The organism is Winogradskyella sp. A2 (assembly GCF_046762865.1).
In the GTDB taxonomy this organism is placed as follows: Bacteria; Bacteroidota; Bacteroidia; order Flavobacteriales; family Flavobacteriaceae; genus Winogradskyella.
In genome coordinates this window covers 587,662-610,415 of the sequence record NZ_JBKQXM010000002.1, presented here as the reverse complement: position 1 = coordinate 610,415, position 22,754 = coordinate 587,662, and the positions used below count along the sequence as shown (strand labels likewise).

The 22,754-nt window shown below is 34.9% G+C and carries 12 protein-coding genes; all 12 read right to left on the bottom strand.

The window, feature by feature from the left end; translation table 11 throughout:
• Positions 1 to 16: 16 nt before the first annotated feature.
• Positions 17 to 7,270, bottom strand: coding sequence for a cell surface protein SprA (sprA, locus tag ACFWV9_RS05820; protein WP_411894293.1), 7,254 nt, complete (start codon positions 7,268 to 7,270; stop codon positions 17 to 19).
• Positions 7,271 to 7,275: 5 nt separating this feature from the next.
• Positions 7,276 to 7,857, bottom strand: coding sequence for a Holliday junction branch migration protein RuvA (gene ruvA, locus ACFWV9_RS05815; protein WP_411894292.1), 582 nt, complete (start codon positions 7,855 to 7,857; stop codon positions 7,276 to 7,278).
• A 174-nt stretch (positions 7,858 to 8,031) separates the two neighbouring features.
• Positions 8,032 to 10,308 carry an NADP-dependent malic enzyme gene (locus ACFWV9_RS05810; RefSeq protein WP_411894291.1) on the bottom strand — a complete coding sequence of 759 codons (2,277 nt, stop codon included), beginning with the start codon at positions 10,306 to 10,308 and terminating at the stop codon, positions 8,032 to 8,034.
• Positions 10,309 to 10,357: 49 nt separating this feature from the next.
• Entirely contained in the window at positions 10,358 to 11,284 is a 927-nt protein-coding gene (gene queG / locus ACFWV9_RS05805) for a tRNA epoxyqueuosine(34) reductase QueG (RefSeq protein ID WP_411894290.1), read from the bottom strand.
• Between the two features lie 38 nt (positions 11,285 to 11,322).
• Positions 11,323 to 12,345: a Holliday junction branch migration DNA helicase RuvB gene (gene ruvB, locus ACFWV9_RS05800; protein ID WP_411894289.1), complete on the bottom strand. Its 1,023-nt coding sequence runs from the start codon at positions 12,343 to 12,345 to the stop codon at positions 11,323 to 11,325.
• Positions 12,346 to 12,414: 69 nt separating this feature from the next.
• Complete coding sequence (locus ACFWV9_RS05795) at positions 12,415 to 14,211, bottom strand: cbb3-type cytochrome c oxidase subunit I (RefSeq protein WP_411894288.1); 1,797 nt, start codon at positions 14,209 to 14,211, stop codon at positions 12,415 to 12,417.
• Positions 14,212 to 14,245: 34 nt separating this feature from the next.
• Positions 14,246 to 15,307, bottom strand: coding sequence for a cytochrome c oxidase subunit II (locus ACFWV9_RS05790; protein WP_411894287.1), 1,062 nt, complete (start codon positions 15,305 to 15,307; stop codon positions 14,246 to 14,248).
• A 25-nt stretch (positions 15,308 to 15,332) separates the two neighbouring features.
• A complete protein-coding gene (locus ACFWV9_RS05785; protein ID WP_411894286.1) occupies positions 15,333 to 16,709 on the bottom strand; it encodes a quinol:cytochrome C oxidoreductase in 1,377 nt (458 codons plus the stop codon).
• A 52-nt stretch (positions 16,710 to 16,761) separates the two neighbouring features.
• Positions 16,762 to 17,232, bottom strand: coding sequence for a c-type cytochrome (locus ACFWV9_RS05780; protein ID WP_411894329.1), 471 nt, complete (start codon positions 17,230 to 17,232; stop codon positions 16,762 to 16,764).
• Positions 17,233 to 17,323: 91 nt separating this feature from the next.
• Positions 17,324 to 17,863, bottom strand: a complete 540-nt coding sequence (locus ACFWV9_RS05775) for a DUF3341 domain-containing protein (protein ID WP_411894285.1) — start codon at positions 17,861 to 17,863, stop codon at positions 17,324 to 17,326.
• Between the two features lie 8 nt (positions 17,864 to 17,871).
• Positions 17,872 to 19,617 (bottom strand): NrfD/PsrC family molybdoenzyme membrane anchor subunit, encoded by a 1,746-nt coding sequence (gene nrfD / locus ACFWV9_RS05770; protein WP_411894284.1) that lies wholly within the window; start codon positions 19,615 to 19,617, stop codon positions 17,872 to 17,874.
• A 28-nt stretch (positions 19,618 to 19,645) separates the two neighbouring features.
• The gene (locus ACFWV9_RS05765) at positions 19,646 to 22,744 is read right to left on the bottom strand and encodes a TAT-variant-translocated molybdopterin oxidoreductase (protein ID WP_411894283.1); all 3,099 of its coding nucleotides are present in this window, start codon (positions 22,742 to 22,744) and stop codon (positions 19,646 to 19,648) included.
• Positions 22,745 to 22,754: the final 10 nt, after the last annotated feature.

Sequence of the window (22,754 nt, the reverse complement as noted above, 5' to 3'; positions counted from 1 at the left end):
TTGCTTCAATTCAAAATTAATTGCCAAAATTATAACGTAGGGTAATACCGGATCTTAAAGAAGTCTGAGGGAAGGAAGTTGAAATAGCAAAATCAGAGAATGTATAGTCAAAATAGAAAATACCTGTTAAGTTTTTGCTGAATGCATAATCTGCGGTGAACTTAGCTCCCCAAATTGTTTGACCCGCAGTAACTTGGTTATTTTCTAAATCTAGATATCTAATAATAGTTTTGTTATCTCTTACCGATATATCAGCTCGCATATTCAAATCACTTTTTATAATTTGCTTAGCACCCGCAAGTTTAGATCTAATTCTTAAATCTTTAATTCTATAACCTAATCCAAGGGTATATTCTTCACCTTGTATTTCCGTTAATAAGTTATTATCGAAACTTAAAGATAGTAACCTATCTGTTTTAACCTCGGCCAAAACTTTTATAGAGTTTTTCATTTCAAATTCCAATCTTATCAATGGGCTAAATTGTTCCTCGAGGTTAATGTTACTATATAATGTGCCATTTTTGAAGTTACCAGATTGATCTAACACACTATCTGGTTGTTGATCATAAGGTTGGCCTTGATTAAACTCATCTGGATCTAAATCTAAATTAGTCCTAAACTGGTTTATGGTGTACCTGGATCTGTAACCGTGTTGTACTGAAAATCTCCTAAATGTCTTTTTGAACCATGGTATTTTCATTAATCCAGTATACTTCAATGTCCAATTTGGTATAGGTACATCTCTAAAAGCACTTGTGCTAATACTTTCTGGATCTGATCCTTGATATGCCGCTAAAAATGCTGGTAAAAGAACACGTTGACTATTTTTACCAAAACCTAGTGGATATCCTTCAGCATCAGTTGCAAAAGTATTTGTACCGTAGAATTCCCTTGCAAGTCTATTAGCTATTACCAACCTGTTTGCTCTAAAATCATCAAATGTATTAGATTGAAATTCGTCACTCGTACTAAAGGCAGTTCTTATTAAGGCTGTAGATATATTAAAGTTTCCGAATGAATTGGTTATTAAATCTTCATACTGATCACTTAAACCGTCACCATCAAGATCAATTGCCCTAAAGGTTTCATTAATATTCTCAGCATAAGTTCTATTACCTATTAAATCAATTTTTAGATCTCTCATTGGTTCTAGATTCATTGAATAATCTAGAGTCTTATTTGTAACCTCAGTATACTGTTGGTTAAATTCTGGGAATATTGTTAACCAACCATTTTCCGCAACAACGCCTCTAATATCCCTTTGACTACCAAATGTATAATCCCATGTTGGTCTTAAAGTACCTATAAAACCAGGTGTAGGTAGATAGCCTGGTAAGAACGTTCCATTATTCTCTGAATATCCAAATTGAATCCGTTTTACCATTGTAACAATATCTATTAAGGTATTGTAAGCTTTTTGACCAGTACTTCCTTTCTTAACAGTATTCTTGGCATTATTATCTAATGACTCATTAGGTGTTGGGGATGTTCGTCTCTTAACAGTAGTATTTCTTCTATTACGTTGGTTGCCCTTTCTTTCCAAACCTATTGTTTTATAAAAGGTTTCCATATTAAGGGTTGTGTTGAGATTATGTGTATTTGAATTTTGAATGGAATGACCCAAATTATAGGTTTGTCCATCTAATACCAGTCCTTCATTTAAATCAGATCCTTTCTGCCACTGAAATGCACCACTATAAGCATAAGTTGCTCTTAAAAAACTTAGTGCCGGTATTTTGTAAAGCGGAATTTCGTAATTAACCTGAAGCTGTTGGGTTTGTAAATTAGGATCTCCGAAATCAAAGAATCCATCCCATACATCAAGCTCAGGATCTTGCCTTCCATTAATTCTGTCATCAATAAAATAATTCCGAACAATATTGGTATTGGCCGCTGTAAAGTTGAGACTTAGTGCATCCGTAAGATTGTAATTTATAGCATACTGAAAATCGAAAGTATAATTACGTCTAAATAATTCCTCTATGCCAATGTTATCGCCACCAAGCTCAACTTCCCTAAATTTTTGTTTGCTGAATTGTCTGTTTACATCCGTATTTACAGAAATGCTACTCGGTAATAAATTGACATTAAAATCTTTTAAAATTTTCCAGTATTTACCTGTAAAAAGAGAATCACTATTCTTAAATGGTTCTATTCTCGCTGGTTCAAAAGTATAATTATAATTTACACCTGCTCTAATATTTTGATCCAATGAATTTTCTATTTCAAAATCCCGATGTTCTACTTTATTATATGAGTAATTGAATGTTAAATTTTCAACATCATAAAAATGCTTTTTAGCATCACCCATTTTCTGTTTTCTAACTCCAATAAAATTAATACTCTTTCGTTTAGTATAATTTTCATTCACTTTAAGAATTGAATCTTTATCACTAGTGTTATTCAACTGCGTATCTAATTCAATATCTCTATAGTATTCATCAAATTGCGGTGTTATAATCTCTTCGCTCTGTGCATAGTTAAAGGGTAACTGAATTCCCCATTCTTTTGGCAATAGTTGTCCTAATTGCACATTAGTAACTACATCGTATTGTTTTACATCTTCTCTACTTCTCTCATTTGGATTTTGCTCAATACCACCAAATCCTATTGTACTTCTTCTACCTGTTGCACTTATGTCAGCAAAATCGGCAATATTAGAATCCATACTTACTACAGCTGCCCAACCGCCTTCATTTTCGAGATCTGACATTCTTAATTCATTAAACCAAACTTCACCGCAAGCATTTGCTCCGGTGCTACCTGAATTTTTAAGTCCTACCATTAAAACACGTATGTCTCCAAAGTTAGGATTACCCTTAATTGCGACACGTTGTTGACCTGTTGGTAATGGTGAAAATTCATTTACCGAATTTTCATTTAATACACCATCAATTACGTCGTAGAATGTAGGGTTTTGATTGGTTAAAGATTGATCGAATATTCCTTTAGACTTAATATCTTGCAATATGGATAATGGCATATTAATCTCATTGACCTCTGGCCAAATTCTCTCTTTATCGGGAAGTGATGTATCGACCAGGTCCGTTGGCAATAATGGAATTTCAATTTGATAGAAATTATCCGTGAAATCATTACCCATTCTAATGAAGGCAATTAACTCGCCCTCTTGTAAAGTTTGACCTTCTTGCGCCTCAGCATGTAAAAACATGCGTAACTTTTTATATTGACGCATGTCTACATTTATATTTTTAAATACACCTCTAGAGTCCTCAGGTTCTAGCTCACACGTCTGTAAAACCAATGATTGCTCATTTTGTCTAATGATGTTGTTATTGTTATTAAGTTCTTCTCGTCTTACACCAGGTGGTATTACATAATCACCATCGTTTTCTTGTACACCCACTATGGCAACGTTAAATTCCGCATCAACACTATTGTTTGTTGCATCATTGTCAAGATCTAAGGTGTAACGTCTCCAATCACTTCTTACCAAATCTAATGAAGCAAAACGTAAAACTGTATTCTCTGTAAATTCTCTTAAGTATAATCTTGCAAATCGAACAGAACGAATATCTCTAATACCACCAATTGCATTTGTAGGTTCATTAATTGGTAATCTAAATTGATACCAAGTTACTGTTCTTTCTTGACCATTTGGAAGTGTCACTTCTCTAACCTTTGTGTCATTAATTTGAGGATTATTAATATTAAGAACTGTTGGGTTTATATCAATTTCATATTCAAAATAACTATCAATGGTATTCATTGTGTTATCTCGGTTAATATCCTCTACATCTGGCTGAGTTGTTGACCCTCTATTAGTGTCAGTAAACAAATCTGGTGTATTTCCTTCTTGTCCATTATATCTTTTATAGCGTTCTAAAATATCACCATCCGTATTTAGGTAATAGGTGTAATTATCCTTGGCAGGGTCTTCCCCAAACTGAGCACCAAATTGGATGGTTTCCTCTGTATCATCATAACCGTCATAACCAACATCTTGATTAGATCGCTCCTGACCAGTAGTGGCAAACGTGTAAATTAATGATTGATTTTGAGGAACAACACCACCAAATGTTGTAGGGTTTAATAATGAAACATCACCATCCTCAGGTAATCCGTTTTCATATTGTTTTTTACCATCTTTTAGAACATCCTCAGAAATATTACCAAGATTAACATATAATTTACCGCCTTGACCTGATGGGTTATCCAAAAATGGATCTTGCACCCAGAATTCAATATATTCTACATTGGCTTGCTCAAAATCTGTTGAAGTTATTTGTCTAGTAATACCAGCCCAACTATCATTAGGATTAATATTGTCATTTGTAGCTAAGGGATCAAAATTATAAGGTCCTCTCTCTGATGGATAATACGCTAAATCGAGAGTATTAATAACTGATGTTTGACCTTGAACTATATCAACCTCAGGGAAAATTTCATCTATAAAAACTCTTCTTGTGTATAAATTTGAAACGTCATCATCGGTGATTCCACCTGGTCGTTGGCTACTGTAAAAAATAGGATCAATTGTGTACCAATTTAAAAAAGCTCTACCAAAACCGTTTTCTAAACCAGGATCGTCATCCCCTGGAATATTTGCAGGCAATTCTTTCGGCCTACTCGAGAGAAACCAAGATAAAGGACTTAACAAATCAATTGCCCCTTGTGTTCCCTCAAAATCGTCTATATATGCCGTTGCTTCACCATTAAAATCAGCACCTTTTGGAGCTCCAGGAAGTAAGTATGCAAATTCTCCTCTTACGGATAGATTGGAAGGAACATCTGTGTCAATATTTGGTAATTTATTCGCCAGTCTTGTTAGAAATGGTACTTCAGTTGAGAAATTACCATTCATACCAAAAATGGTATTGTTAATTGGCTCTGCATTATAGTTAGCCTTTTGTGTAATCGGTCGCTCATTCAAATTCAAAAGCGTTGCTCCAAGAACAAAATTTTCATTAAACTGATGCTCTACATTTATTCCTGTAAATCGTCTTGTCTGTTGACCAAAAACCGCATTGTTTTCAACATCTACGTTGATTGGAGTGTTCGATGCTTTAAGAGCTTCGTCTAATATTTCAACTCGTCCTAATTGATAATTTACTGTATAATCAATTCCTTCAACTAGCAATCTTCCCCCTGCAGTAACTCTTACAGAACCGCGAGGTACATTGAATGCTCCAATAGGTATTCCACCTCCAGAACCACTACTTTTAAATCTACCTTTAATCTGAAACTTATTCTTCTCTGCATCGTCTAAAGCTTCCGTTTTGGTTGATTTATAGAGCAAGTCATATACATATTTTTCTTGGTTAGGGTTGGCATATTCATCTTGTTCATAATCTGTATCATTATTGTTAGGATTATTATCATCATCCAAGACATCAAAAAGATATCTACCAAAAGGTTCAGATTTAGTGAATATAATTTTACCATTTTGAGTAAGTACTGTTAGTCCAGGTACATAATCAAAGAATCCGTCTCCACGCTCTTGTGGGTCATTATTGAAATTGAGCCTATCTAAATGAAATAACCGTATTAATGGGGTTTCGCTTATCTCAGTATCATCTCCTGTAAAAGGTGTATTATTGTCAAATTGAGGAAAAGGAACCTCTATACCATTTACCTCAACAGGCCTTATATAATTTACAGGTGACGCTTCGGTGTAAAAAATGTTTAATCTAAAATCTTCTTGACTTAGTTGAAAAGCACCTGTGTCGTAAATATTTTTCATCATTAAATCCCAAATAGGAAGATCTACGACAGTTACAGCACTCTTCAGCATTTTCAAGACTAAACTTTGATTGTTAATCACTTCATTTGGACCACCAGTATCAACAGTGGTTGCATCCACACCATCATTAGCAAACTCACCAACTTGATACACTTCTCCACCAATTGTATATTGAAAAGCAACAGCTAATACCTCATCATTTAGCAGTCTTTGATTTAGCGATATATATCCTAATTCTGAATTTAAAACGTATTCTTGACCTTCTTGCAATTTTCTTGCAGCTTCTAATTTTCCGAAATCAAATCCTTCATTAGCAGGTATATTAATCCCAGTTTCTACTACCGTTATGTCTCTTACATTATCATTAAGTAATGATCCTGGTCCTCCAATATTGGTTGGGTCAAAATCATTATTCTCGTTTCTAGGAAATTCTGTAGGATTATTTACAAAGCCACCTGGTATAGGGTTTAAACCTATATTATCAACTTGAGATTCACCTAAGTCCTGAAAAGCAACAACATTTCTTACATTATCTGTTTGGTTATTTCTATTAGTAACCCAAACTTCTACTCTAGTAATTTGTAATCCTTGGTTATCGATAAAAGGATATTGTAATAAAGCTTTATCATAATTATCCCTAAAATAATGTGCCAAAAAGAAGTGTCTGTTCTCATCATAGTCTCTAGCGAAGAATTCAAACTCTTCTACAGTTCCTCCACCTTGAGCTACAACTGATCTAGATTGGGATTGTTGTTCAGAAAATACTGCCGTAACTGTAGTTTTTCCGAATTGTAATTCAGTTTTTACACCAAATAAACTCTGCGCACCAGTAATTAGTGAGCTATTTAAAGGCATATTAACATTACCAACTTCGATCTTGCGGATGATATCATCTTCCGTCGGTGTATACTCTAATTTCACAAGATTCTGAAAATCGAAAGTAGATTCTGTGTCGTAATTAGCGGTAACTTGTAACCTTGTACCAACTTTACCTAGTAAACTTAAACTAATTCTTTGGTCAAAATCGAATGTAAAATTTGTTCTATTTCTTGGAGAAAACGATGGGTTATCTTGTCTTGAAAACAAAACACCCAAATCAACTTCTACCGAACCTTGAGGAACAACATTAATAGTATTGCCACCAAAAATAGTTTCAAACAATCCGGAGTTAACATAAAACTCAGGTAATAAATTCTTTTGGTCTTCTTCTGCACCATCTTTTTGACCTGCAGCAGCATCAGCCATCTGCTTGTAATATTCCTTTAATTTTTCTTGAAGAACTAATTTTTGAAATTCTTTTGGTGTAAGGATTAATGGATAATTAGTATTGAAGTCACCTATCTTCTCAGTGTAAATATATCTATCTAAAATTGGGTCGTAAGTATACTTGGCAACTATACTATTTGGATTTGGCATATTTAACTTACCAAAAGCAAAAGTAGTCTTTGTAGAATCTTGTTCTTGCTCGGTTTCTTGTGCATTACTAATACCACCTACAAGCATTAATACTAGTAAGCATAAAAAGCGAAATGAATTGAAATGTTGATTATAGTTAGTTCTATTCAATTGTTCTACAGGTTTTTTAGAGCTTCTTTTATGATTTGCTCTACGAGGGCATCTGGTTCTGCTTTTAAAATTCTATCAATTACTTTTTCTGATTGCTTTTTGTTAAATCCTAAAACTTCTAATGCTGATAACGCTTCATCTTTATTAGTATTGTTCGGCATTAAAGAAAGTTCATCTAGGCCATATACTTTTAACACTTTATCTTTTAGGTCAATAATAACTCGTTGCGCAGTTTTTACTCCAATTCCTTTTACACTTTGAATAAGCGCAACGTCTCCACTAGCAATCCCTTCTTTTACTTGCTCTGGCGTTAAGGAAGATAGCATTGTACGAGCTGTATTTGCTCCAATACCACTTACAGATATGAGTAACTTGAATATTTCTCTTTCAGCTTTTGATGAGAAGCCATAAAGTGAATGAGAGTCCTCTCTGACTTGGAGATAAGTATATAGTTTTAAATTTTCGCGATTTGGAATTTGAGAAAACGTATGAAGTGATATATTTATAAAATACCCTACACCATTGCAATCAATAACAACGTCAGTAGGATTTTTTTCTACAAGTTTTCCCTCTAAGTGTGTAATCATAAATCCTTTTATATACTTAGATTAACCCAAAAGAAATACGATTATTCATCTATCTGATAATTTTGCTAATTAGCCTGATAAAATAAAAGAAATGGATTTCAAAGGTTAATAAGCCAAATGTACTAAAATTATTTACATTACAAAGGGCATATTACAGTGATAAAAGCCTATTAATTACTGCCTTTTTTCACGTTCTTGAGCATCGATTACGGCAATCGCAGTCATATTTACAATTTCATCAACACTAGCATCTAATTGAAGTATATGAACTGGTTTATTCATACCCATCATGATAGGACCAATAGACTCTACTTTATTCAATTCTTTTAGAAGCTTATATGTGATATTTGCAGCATCTAAATTTGGAAATATTAAAGAATTCACTTTTCTACCTGCTAACTTTGAAAATGGAAATATATCTTGCAACATTTCTGAATTTAAGGCAAAATCAGTCTGAACCGCACCATCAACAATCATTTCTGGATAAGCCTTGTGTAAAAACTGTACTGCTTCATTTACTTTTTCAGCCCTTGGATTATCAGATGAACCGAAATTTGAATAAGATACCATTGCCGTGACAGGTTCAATTCCAAACATTTTTGCTACACTCGAAGTCATTCTGGCAATCCGCGCCAAGTCTTTGGCATCAGGTTCAATATTAATAGATGTGTCACTCAAAAACATTGGGCCACGTTGGGTTATCATAACATTAGTTGTTGCAATTCTAGAAACTCCATCTGCCATCCCAATTAGCTCTAACATTGGTTTTACAACATTTGGATAACTGCGCGAATAACCGGTAATCACACCATCTGCATCTCCTTCATTAACCATCATAGCAGCATAATAATTACGCTCTCTCATTTTTTGCTCTGCTGCATAAAGTGTAACTCCTTGGCGTTGGCGTTTTTCCCAATATGCCTTCGCATAGCGGTTTTTGCGTTCAAGTTCTTCATCTGATTTTGGGTCTAGGATTAGTACATCTACGTCAAAATCTATTTCTTGCATTAGATTAATAATTGTATCTCTTCGCCCTAATAATATTGGTTGTGCTACACCTTCTTCATATACAATTTGTGCGGCCTTGAGTACATCTAACTGATCAGCCTCTGCAAAAACAATTCGTTTTGGATTGGTTCTTGCCCTACCTAATAGCATTCTGACTAATTTGTTATCTGACCCTAATCGCTCTAATAAGGAATTCTTATATCTATCCCAATCTTCAATTGGTTCCTTGGCCACACCACTATCCATAGCGGCTTTTGCCACAGCTGGAGGGACTTCAGCTATTAACCTTGGGTCAAATGGTTTTGGTATTATATAATCTTTTCCAAAAGTTAATCGCGTTTCATTATATGCAAGATTCACTTGTTCTGGTACTGGTTCTTTAGCTAATCTAGACAAGGCTAATACCGCTGCTTTTTTCATAGCCTCATTAATCTTAGTTGCTCTTACATCTAAAGCACCTCTAAATATAAATGGAAAACCAAGCACGTTATTAACTTGATTAGGATGGTCACTTCGACCAGTAGCCATAATAATATCTTCTCGAGTCCCTATTGCTGTATTGTAATTGATTTCTGGGTTTGGATTGGCCATTGCAAAAACTATAGGATCTTTTGCCATTGTTTTTAGCATCTGTGGAGAAACAATATCTGCCATTGATAAGCCAATAAATACATCAGCATCTTTCATTGCCTCATCAAGAGAATCAATTTTTCTGTCTGTTGCAAATTCTGCTTTCTGAGATGTTAAATTAGGTCTGTCATCTCTAATCACACCTTTACTATCGAGCATTACAATATTTGCCCTTTTTGCTCCGAAAGCCCTATAAAGCCTCGTACATGAAATAGCAGCTGCTCCTGCACCACTTACAACTATTTTTACATCTTCAATTTTTTTCTTTGCCAGTTCCAGTGCATTTAATAATGCAGCAGCAGATATGATCGCAGTTCCATGCTGATCATCATGCATAACAGGAATATCGAGCTCTTCTTTAAGACGACGTTCAATTTCAAAAGCTTCTGGAGCCTTAATATCTTCAAGATTAATTCCGCCAAACGTAGGTGCAATATTCTTTACGGTTTCAATGAACTCATCAACATTCTCAGTACCTACTTCAATATCAAAAACATCTATATCTGCAAATATTTTGAAGAGTAGACCTTTACCTTCCATAACAGGTTTAGATGCTTCAGGGCCAATATTTCCTAGACCTAAAACTGCTGTTCCATTTGAAATAACAGCCACCAAATTTCCTTTGGCAGTGTATTTATATACATTTTCAACATCTTTATCAATCTCTAAACATGGCTCTGCAACACCTGGCGAATATGCTAGAGACAAGTCTCTCTGTGAGGCATATTTTTTAGTAGGAATTACTTTTATCTTACCTGGTGTAGGTTTAGCGTGGTAAACTAATGCTTCAATTCGCTTGCTCTGTTTGCTCATATCTCAAAAAGAATTAAGCACCAAAGATACACAATGAATTAGTTAAAAATTAATCTTTAAGGAATTGGATGTTTCGTTGTAATCCAGAATATTTCGTGCGTTTTACAGCTGATTTTTTGAAAACCTTTTTAAAAGTATCTTCTGTGATCTCGACCCAATCTTTTTTTGTCATTAACAAGAGATCAGGGTGTGGATTAAATAATGGTTCAGTATGTGGTTTTGAAAATCTATTCCAAGGGCAAACATCCTGACACACATCACAGCCAAACATCCAATCATCAAATTTTCCTTTAAACTCTGATGGTATATTTTCCTTTAGTTCAATAGTAAAATAAGAGATACATTTACTACCATCTACCACATAAGGCTCTTTTATCGCTTCAGTAGGGCAAGCATCTATACAAGCAGTACATGTACCACAATGATCTGTAACTGGTGTATCATAATCTAATTCTATATCCACAATCAATTCAGCAATAAAATAGTACGAACCGATTTGTTGGGTCAAAAGGTTAGAATGTTTGCCTATCCAACCCAAACCAGATTTCGCAGCCCAAGCTTTATCTAATACTGGTGCTGAGTCTACAAATGCACGTCCGTGTACTTCACCAATTTCGTCTTGAATATAATATAAAAGCGACTTCAATTTGTTTTTAATTACAAAATGATAGTCTGTACCATAAGCATATTTTGAAATCTTATAAGATTCCTTATTCTGTAATTCTGAAGGGCAGTAATTTAATAGTAAAGACACCACACTCTTCGAGCCATCTACTAATAATGTTGGATCTAATCGCTTATCGAAATGGTTCTCCATATAACGCATTTCACCATGCATATTTTTGTTTAGCCAAGCTTCGAGTCTTGGTGCTTCATCTTCTAAGAATTCTGCTTTACTAATACCACAAGATAAAAAACCGAGGCGTTTGGCTTCGGTTTTAATTAATTCTGAATATTTGAATTTGTTATTATTCACTTTTATAGATTCTGATTTTATTTCAGAATAAATCAGACCTAAAACAATCCTCCTTGAGAAGGTCCTTTGATTTTACCTAAATGTTTATAAGCTTGTTCAGTAACTTCTCTACCTCTTGGTGTCCTCATTATAAATCCTTGTTGAATTAAAAAAGGCTCATAAACTTCTTCAATGGTTTCAGAACTTTCACTAACTGCCGTCGCTAAAGTAGTAATACCCACTGGACCTCCTTTAAACTTATCGATTATGGTGGTTAGGATTTTATTGTCCATTTCATCTAGACCATGTGCATCAACATTCAAAGCTTGTAAAGCAAATTTGGCAATTTTGATATCTATATTTCCGTTGCCTTTAATTTGTGCAAAATCTCTAACACGTCTTAATAACGCATTAGCAATACGTGGGGTTCCTCTACTTCTACCTGCTATTTCAATTGCCGCTTCCATAGAAATTGGAACATTTAAAATTGAAGCACTTCGTTGAACAATTGTAGTTAAAAGTTCTGTTTTATAATATTGAAGTCTACTACTAATTCCAAAACGCGCACGCATTGGTGCCGTCAATAATCCTGAGCGTGTTGTTGCCCCTACGAGAGTAAATGGATTTAAATTTATTTGAACAGTTCTGGCATTAGGACCAGACTCAATCATAATATCTATCTTATAGTCTTCCATTGCTGAGTATAAATACTCTTCTACAATAGGACTCAAACGATGGATTTCGTCAATGAATAAAACATCGCGATCTTCTAAATTTGTAAGTAAGCCTGCTAGGTCTCCCGGCTTGTCTAAAACAGGACCAGATGTAACCTTGATACCAACATCCAATTCATTAGCCAAAATATACGCTAATGTTGTTTTACCTAATCCTGGAGGACCATGAAATAAAGTATGGTCTAAAGCTTCTTCTCTTAAGTTTGCGGCTTGCACAAATACCAACAAGTTTTCCAATACCTGATCTTGACCTGTAAAATCATCAAAAGTTAAAGGCCGCAATTTTTTTTCTACGTCAAGTTCCTCTGGACTAAAACCTTCGTTTGTTGGATCTAAATTATCATTCATACTAAACAAATATAACGAAAAAGCCTTTCTGATTTAGAAAGGCTTTTTAATATTATAATAAGAATTACTCTAATGATGGAGTTCTTCTTCTCCTTCTTTCATCGGAACATTTTGCGGTACAAAATCTTCATCATGTCCTGGCTTACTGTAGTCATAAGACCAACGGTATACATGTGGTATTTTTCCTGGCCAGTTACCATGCATATGTTTAACTGGTGCAGTCCATTCTAATGTATTAGATTTCCATGGGTTCTGCTCAGCTTTCTTACCATAAAAGATACTACTAATGAAATTATATAAAAACACTAATTGTACAACACCAGCAACAAGGGCAAACATTGTTATAACAAGCTGTGCGTTCGTCGTATCATCAAATAATGGGAAATTTGAATTTGTATAATAACGTCTAGGTAAACCTGCCATTCCTATAAAATGCATTGGGAAAAACACACCATAGGCACAGATTGCAGTAACCCAGAAATGTAGATAGCCTAAATTTTTATTCATCATTCGTCCAAACATTTTAGGGAACCAATGATAGATACCAGCAAATACACCATATAATGCTGAAATACCCATAACTAAATGAAAGTGTGCAACAACAAAATATGTGTCATGAACATTTATATCTAAGGCACTATCTCCTAAAATAATACCTGTTAGACCACCTGTAATGAAGGTTGACACAAGTCCAATTGAGAACAGCATTGCTGGATTCATTTGGAGATTACCCTTCCAGAGTGTCGTTATATAATTAAATGCTTTAACTGCAGATGGGATTGCAATAAGTAAAGTTGTAAACGTAAATACTGACCCTAAGAAAGGATTCATACCAGATATAAACATATGGTGACCCCAAACAATAGTCGATAAAAATGCAATTGCTAAAATAGATGCGACCATTGCACGATAACCAAAGATTGGTTTACGTGAGTTAGTTGCAATAATTTCAGAAGTTATACCTAAAGCTGGCAATAATACAATGTATACCTCAGGGTGACCTAAGAACCAAAATAGATGTTCAAATAATACTGGCGATCCACCTTGGTAGTGTAAAACTTCTCCTTGAATAAATATATCAGATAAGAAGAATGATGTCCCAAAGCTTCTGTCCATTATTAAAAGTAATGCAGCCGATAATAATACTGGGAATGAAATAACACCAATAACTGCTGTAACAAAAAATGCCCAGATAGTTAATGGTAATCTAGTCATTGACATTCCTTTTGTACGTAAGTTAATTACAGTAACAATGTAATTCAATGATCCTAATAAAGATGATGCAATAAAAATTGCCATTGAGACTAACCACAAGGTCATACCCATACCAGAACCTCCTTGAGCCAAAGGTAAAGCTGACAATGGTGGATAAATAGTCCATCCTGCCGCTGCTGGACCTGCTTCAACAAAAAAGGACAATATCATAATTACACATGACACAAAGAATAACCAGTACGAAATCATATTAAGGAATCCTGAAGCCATATCCCGTGCACCAATTTGCAATGGAATTAGAAGGTTACTAAACGTACCACTAAGTCCTGCAGTTAGTACAAAGAATACCATAATTGTACCATGAATAGTCACTAATGCAAGATAAATATCCGCATCCATAACACCTCCTGGTGCCCATTTTCCTAGTAATGATTCAAATATTACGTTAGGCTGTTCTGGCCATGCAATTTGCATACGTATCATCAAAGACATTAAAATCCCAATAATACCCATTATGATTACACCAGTTATTAGATACTGCTTGGCAATCATTTTATGATCCTGACTAAATATATATTTAGTCACAAATGTTTCTTTGTGATGATGTACGTCGTGGTCGTCGTGAGTGTGTGTATCTACTGTTGCTGACATAATCTTCTATTCTTTTTCTTTATAATTTTTTCTACTAATTTAATAATGAATTTTCAAAAGTCTTCTGCTCTTTTATCCAAGCATCAAATTCTTCTTGTGTCTCCACAACAATCTTCATTTGCATATTGTAATGTGATTTACCACAAATTTTATTACATAATAAAAGATAATCAAATTCGTAAAGTAAATCTTGACCTGCCTCCTCGATTTCAGCCTGTCTCTCAATTCTTAATTCATTTATGTTTTTTATCTTATCCTGTATGTCTGGATTTTGACGCATCTCTGCAGTAGTAACATTTGGAGTAAACGCAAACTGAGTAACCATTCCTGGTACACAATTCATTTGTGCTCTAAAGTGAGGCATATAGGCTGAGTGTAATACGTCTTGAGAACGCATTTTAAATAAAACTGGCTTTCCAACTGGAAGATGTAATTCTGTTACAATAACATCATCCTGGGCATTAGGGTCAGATTCATCAACGCCTAATATATTGGCATTATCAATATCTATTAACCTTACATTAGCCTTGCCTAGTACATTATCATCTCCACCATAACGTGCTTTCCAGTTAAACTGTTGCGCATATAATTCGACCACCATAGGATCTTTTTCTTCATCTATGGTCATGATATCATTCCAAGTGAATAAACCATAAATTATCAGTCCTGCTAAAACAATTACTGGAATACCTGTCCAAACAGCTTCCAACGTATTATTGTCAGCGTAGAATAATGCTTTCTTACCTTTTTCGCCTTTATATTTATACGCAAAATAGTGCAACAAAAATTGCGTTACAATCTGAACTATGAAAATAACAACCATAGATATAATCATAAGATTATCAATGCCAGGTCCATGCTCAGATGCAGAGTTAGAAACTAAAGGTAAGTCTCCAAGATACATAAAGCTCAATATTGTAATAGCATAGATGAACACTAAGAAGCCCATCATTAGATAGCCATTTATTCTATTGTCTTTATCATCTGCAATTTGTGTATTTGAATCTCCTATTTGAGCTAAATCGAAAATCTTTACCATCTGCCATAAGGCAACGGCTACAAAGAGTACAATTAATATTGTTAATAAAGCAGTCATTATCTTTTCTGTTCTTTTTTAATAATTAATAATGGAAATGTTCACTTTCTTTAATAAATGGATTTCCTTTTGCCAATAGTGGCGCTTTACCTAAAGCTGTAAAAACAATCAATAGAAATAAGCCACCAAATAAAAGTATTGAACTAATTTCAGGGATTCCTATAAACCATCTATCACCAACTGTCGCAGGCATGATCATATTAAATACATCAATATAGTGTCCACATAGAATTACGATACCAGCCATTATAACAAACCAATTAATTCGTTTGTAGTCACTATTCATTAATAATAATAGTGGGAATATAAAATTCATTGCTAACATACCGAAGAATGGCAATTTATAATCCTCAATACGTGTTACAAAATATGTGACCTCTTCCGGAATATTAGAATACCATATTAGCATAAATTGAGAGAACCATAAATAGGTCCAGAAGATACTAATACCAAACATGAACTTTGCTAAATCATGGATATGACTATCATTTACAAATTCTAATAATCCTTTTGATTTTAGGTAAATTGATACCATTGCAATTACTGTTATTCCACTTACAAACATACTTGCAAATACATACCAACCAAATAATGTACTGAACCAGTGCGGATCAACACTCATTATCCAATCCCATGACATCATAGATTCTGTATAAATATAGAATACTAAGAACGCAGCTGAAATACGGAAGTTCTTTTTGAAATTCTTGTTATCGTCAGCTTTATCTTGGGCTAAAGAAAATTTTCTAGAAAAATGTCTGTATAAGGCATAACCTGAAATAAAGATAACTCCTCTGATTATAAAGGATGTTAAATTCAGATAACTCGACTTTCCTTGTATCAATTTATCATGTTCTACAACATCAGGATCCATCCAAACAAACAAATTATAGTGACCTAAAGTACCTGAAGCTACTGCGATTAATAATACAATAACCGCTCCTGGTAAAACATAGGCTGTAATACCTTCCATCACCCTAAATAATACTGGTGACCAACCTGCTTGAGCTGCGTATTGAATAGCATAAAATGCAAGAACACCCAGTGCAATCATAAAGAAAAAGAAAGCTGCTACGTAAAGTGCTGCCCAAGGCCTATTGTGTATTTGATGAAGTACATGTTCCTCATGGCTCATCTCGTGTCCACCACCATGAGCTTCCTCTCCATGTCCTTCTTCTACATGCGATGCTGACTCTACATGAGTATCAGTATGAGCTTCGTCAGCATGTGAACTGGACTCATCATGTGATGTAACTGCATGAGAATCTTCCGTACCATGATCTCCATGATGTGCCTCATTTGCTAGAAACTCCGAAATATTATCTTCATTTACTTTATGAGAATCCATGAAGCCGTAACCAACGCCTAACAGTCCTAAAACTATTAAAACGATAGCGCTCATTTTTAATCGATTTGAAATTTTATATTCCATTTATATAACCTTTATCTAAATCTTATTTTTCTAAATCTGCCTTAAGTTTCTCAACATATGCTGTTACTTGCCATCTTTCTTCTTCATTCAATTGATTGGCATAAGATCCCATAGTATTTTTACCATAATAAATAACGTGGTATATACTACCAGTAGTAATAGCCCTTCCGGCATCATCATAACTAGGTACACCTAAAATCTTTTCACGTTGCATCAGTTTTCCTTGACCGTTGCCTTTAGTCCCATGACATATACCACAATACACATCATATAGTTCTTTACCTCTTGTAAAATCTAATTGGGTAGAATCTAATGGACTTGTTAAACTGGCCTTAGCAAATTCATAACCTTCATTAGTATCTTCAATTTCATAAGGCATAAAATCACCTCGTGGTATGGTTCCCTCAGCAGGCAATTGCGCTTCAACACCATTAGCAAATGCGTCAGATTCTTGATAAGCTTCATAACCAACTGGCTCATACATATTTGGCATGTATTGATAGTTGGGCCTAGAATTTTTTTGGCAAGATGTAAATCCAACCAACAAAACTGCGACTACGATATATTTTGTGGCTATCCTCATATTAATGTGCATCTTCTTCTTTATCAACTATATTTATTTCTACAGCACCAGTATCCTTTAATAATGTTGTTAACTCACTTTCATTATTTTGAACTGCGACCTCCATTAAGAAATGATCATCTGTAGTTCTTGGATCTGGATTTTCAGCTTTTTTAAACGGCCACATTCTACTTCTTAAATAAAACGTTATTACCATTAAATGGGCTGCAAAGAATACGGTAAGTTCAAACATAATTGGAACAAAAGCTGGCATATTCTCTAAATAACTAAAACTTGGTTTACCACCTATATCTTGTGGCCAGTCAGAAATCATAATGAAGTTCATCATTACAATCGCTACAATTAAACCTACACAGCCATACATAAACGATGTTATAGCAATGCGTGTTGGAGCTAATCCCATTGCCTTGTCTAGTCCATGGACCGGAAAAGGTGTGTATATTTCTTCAATGTGATGCTTTTCTGCCTTTACCTTTTTTACGGCTGACATTAATACATCATCATCTGTATAAATAGCATGAATTACTTTTGAAGCTTCCATAGACTATATTAGTTATTTAATAAATTTTTAGCTTGACCAGCCCAATCATCACGTTCTGCCCTTCCTGGGAAAGAACCAGTAATTGAATCTAACAAGTCATATTCTGATTTCGTCATCTTACTTACTTGTAAGAAGGTATAAATACCTATACTATTAAGCACTTCTTCCATCTTAGGACCAACACCACTAATTTTCTTCAAATCATCAGCTGTTTGGGTAGAAGAATCAAATGACCCTATAGCTCCTAATAAGTTATCTACCTTTTCAGAATTATCACTACTAGTATCATCAGATTTGGTTTCTACCACACTAGATACTATACTACTCGAGGTTGAAGTTCTTTCATCTGTGCCAGTACCAACTAAACTCTCACCACTTTCTCTTAGACGTTTATAGCGTTCACCTGATGATTTCAATATTGTTTTTACCTCAGCTTGTGCAATAACAGGGAATGTTCTCGCGTACAATAAAAATAATACAAAGAAGAATCCAATAGTACCGATAAATATTCCTATATCTACAAATGTTGGAGAGAACATTGTCCAAGAAGATGGTAGGTAATCTCTGTGCAATGATGTTACAATAATTACGAAACGCTCAAACCACATACCAACGTTTACAACAATGGAGATAAAGAACGAAAACATTATACTTGTTCTCAATTTCTTAAACCACATAAACTGTGGTGAAAATACATTACAACTCATCATTAATAAATAGGCCCACCAGTAAGGTCCAGTAGCTCTGTTTAAAAACGCATATTGTTCATACTCTACACCAGAATACCAAGCTATAAATAACTCAGTTATATATGCAACGCCAACTATAGAACCTGTAATCATTATAACAATGTTCATCAATTCGATATGTTGTACCGTAATATAATCTTCAAGATTACACACTTTTCTCATGATGATAAGAAGTGTATTTACCATTGCAAATCCTGAGAAAATCGCACCTGCAACAAAGTAAGGTGGAAAAATCGTTGTATGCCAACCAGGAATTACTGATGTGGCGAAATCAAACGATACAATTGTATGTACAGAAAGTACTAATGGAGTTGCTAAACCAGCAAGGACCAATGATACTTCTTCAAAACGTTGCCAATCTTTTGCTCTACCAGACCAACCGAAACTAAGTAATGAATATATTTTCTTTTGAAATGGCCTTACCGCTCTATCTCTTATCATTGCAAAATCAGGCAATAATCCTGTCCACCAAAAAACTAATGAAACTGATAAATACGTAGAAATTGCAAATACGTCCCATAATAATGGTGAGTTAAAGTTTACCCATAACGAACCAAACTGGTTTGGGATAGGTAATACCCAATATGCTAACCATGGACGACCCATATGAATAATCGGGAATAAACCAGCCTGAATTACTGAGAAAATGGTCATAGCTTCTGCAGAACGGTTAATTGCCATTCTCCATTTTTGACGGAACAGTAATAATACTGCAGAAATCAATGTTCCCGCGTGACCAATACCTACCCACCAAACGAAGTTAGTGATATCCCAAGCCCAGTTAACAGTCTTATTAAGACCCCAAACTCCAATACCTGTGGAGATGGTATAAATAATACATCCTATTCCCCAAAGAAATGCGACCAAGGAGATGCTGAAAACAATCCACCATGCTTTGTTGGCTTTGCCTTCAACTGGACGTGCTACATCAACAGTAACATCGTGATACGATTTTTCTCCAGTTACTAAAGGTCTTCTAATAGGTGCTTCGTAATGAGACGCCATAATTATATAATTGATTCTTTAATTTAATTTATGCTTTAGCTGTATTTCTTACTTTAGTTTGATAAACCACATTTGGTTTTGTACCAACACTCTCTAGTAAGTGATACGCTCTATTATCTTCTTTTAATGCGGCTATTTTGCTGTCTTTATCATTTATATCACCAAACACCATAGCACCGTTTCCACAAGCTGCAGAACAAGCTGTTTGGAATTCACCATCCTCAACCTCACGTCCATCACGTTTAGCATCTAAAATAGTTTTCTGTGTTTTCTGGATACAGAACGAACATTTCTCCATAACTCCTCTTGAACGAACTGTAACATCTGGGTTTAATACCATACGCCCTAAATCGTCATTCATGAAGTAGTCGAACTCATCATTCTCATTATATAAAAACCAGTTGAAACGACGTACTTTATAAGGACAATTGTTAGCACAATATCTTGTCCCCACACAACGGTTATATGCCATATGATTTTGTCCTTGACGCCCATGAACTGTTGCAGCAACAGGACATACTGTTTCACATGGTGCGTGATTACAATGCTGACACATTACTGGCTGGAATGCAACTTGTGGATTCGCCGAACCACTTTCCATTTCTCTTAATGCCTTTTTTTGTCCAGTAAACCATCCTTCAGCACTTTCTTTCTTTTCATTATCACCGTCAAAGGTTTCTTCAGAAGAATAATAACGGTCAATACGCAACCAGTGCATATCACGACTTTTTCTTACTTCATCTTTTCCTACTACTGGTACGTTATTTTCGGCATGACATGCAATTACACATGCTCCACATCCTGTACACGCGTTTAAGTCAATAGATAAATTGAAGTGATGACCTATAGAGCGATCAAATTCATCCCATAAATCTACATCAGGAGATGTTACAGGAGTTTCAATATGATTTAAAGACACCTCCGGAACTTTGTTCCAAACGTTTTTATCCTTTGTATTAAATATTTCTAAAGTTGTTTCTTTAATAATGTCTCCACGACCCATTAAAGTATTATGCAACTGAACGCATGCAAACTCATGCATACCTGACGCTTTGCTAATACTTACTTCTTGTACTGAACTAAAGTTTTGATAAAGTGGATAAGCATTAACACCTGTTTGCATTTCTTCTTTTAATCCAGCTGATCTACCATATCCAAGGGATAATCCCACAGAACCTTTGGCTTGACCTGGTTGAATTATAACCGGTACGTTAGAAATTGATACTCCATTTACAGTAATATCTACATAGCTACCATTAAGACCTCCATTAGCTACATTTTCATTAACTAAGCCCATAGCATCAGCATCTGATTTAGATACTGTTAAGTAGTTATCCCAAGATGTTCTTGTGATTGGATCAGGAAATTCCTGTAACCAAGGATTATTTGCCTGCTGACCATCACCCATACCAACTTTAGTATATAATGACAGCTCCATTGCACTACCTTTAGCTGACGATGCTAAAGCCATAGCAGCATTTGTACTTGGTGATTCTAATATTTCATCAGAATCCGCCTCTGACGAATCATCGCTTGAAGCTTCAACAACAAAATAACCATCTTGTACTGCCTTATTAAAGGATTCACCACCTAAAATATCAGCTGTCCAAACTTCCTTAATGTAATCTCTATACGTTGAAGCATTTCCATTCCATGCTAATAACACTTCCTGAAATTGCTTAGTATCAAATAAAGGACGTATTGTAGGTTGCATCATTGAATAATGACCAGATTTAAACTCTACATCTCCCCAAGATTCCAAGAAATGTGGTGTAGCAGCAATATATTGACAATTGCTTGACGTTTCATCTTGCTTCATAGAAAACGCAATTGAAACATCTGTTTTTTCTATTCCCTCCGCAAAATCTGATGCATTTGGTAGAGTGTACATAGGATTAACACCATATGTAATTATTGCTCCTACCTTACCTGCTTTCATATCAGTAACTAATTGCATTACTGCTTCATCATTACCTTGTCTAGTCTTTATTGTTGTTTTTGGATCAAAAGTCTTACTGTTTAAGAATTCATTTAATTCTAGAACTACAGTCTGTGCATTTACATCTTGAATACCTGTAACAACAACGCCATTACTTCCGGAAGCACTTAACTCTTTAGCCGCTGCTTTAACAGCACTATCAATAGCCTCAGGTAAATTTGCCCCACCAGCCGAATTACCAGTTACGTAACTATATAATTTAGCTAATGCCAATCGTTGCTCGCTTGGTTTTAATGGCACTCTTTTATCAGCATTTGCTCCGGTAAGTGACATATTAGATTCAAACTGAATATGACGAGACATTTTCCCATGATCAGGAATACGCCCTTTAGCATAACTAGACTCAAATCCTCCACCTTGCCAATCTCCCAAGAAATCAGCACCAACAGAAACAATAGTTTTTGCTTTAGAGAAATCATAATTTGCCATTCCTCTAGAACCATATTTTGCTTGGTAAGCATCTAAGGTTGCTGATTCTGATACAGCATCATAAACTACATGACGTACATTACCAAATTTTTCAGAAAACTCTCCCACAAGTTTATGAGTAGAAGGACTAGCTAATGTTTGTGTTAAGAATACAATTTCTTTGCCATCTGCCAGATTATTAAGCTTCGAAGAAGTTTCAGATATGAATGTTCCCCAAGAAATTTCAGTATCACCTTTCATAGGTGCCTTAACTCTTAAACTATCATATAATCCTAAAATTGATGCATTAACTCTTGCATTTGCCATTCCATTGGTTGCTGCATCAGTATTATTCTCAATTTTAATTGGGCGACCTTCTCTTGTCTTTACCAAAATACTTCCAAAATCAAATCCGTTTGCTATTGAAGTAGCATAGTAATTTGCAACACCAGGTATAATTTCCGTTGGTTGAACTACATAAGGTATTGATTTAATTACAGGTCCTTCACATGCCGCTAACGATGCCGCTGCAGTACTAAACCCTACGTATTTTAAGAAATCACGACGCGATGTAGACGAAGACTCTAATGATTCTTTATCTCCTAAAAATTTGTCTGTTGGAATCTCTTCCACAAATTCATTTTGTTGTAGCGTCTCAACAATAGAGCTATTTTCGTTTAGCTCTTCAACACTTTTCCAGTATTTCTTGTTTGATGACATATAATTCTAA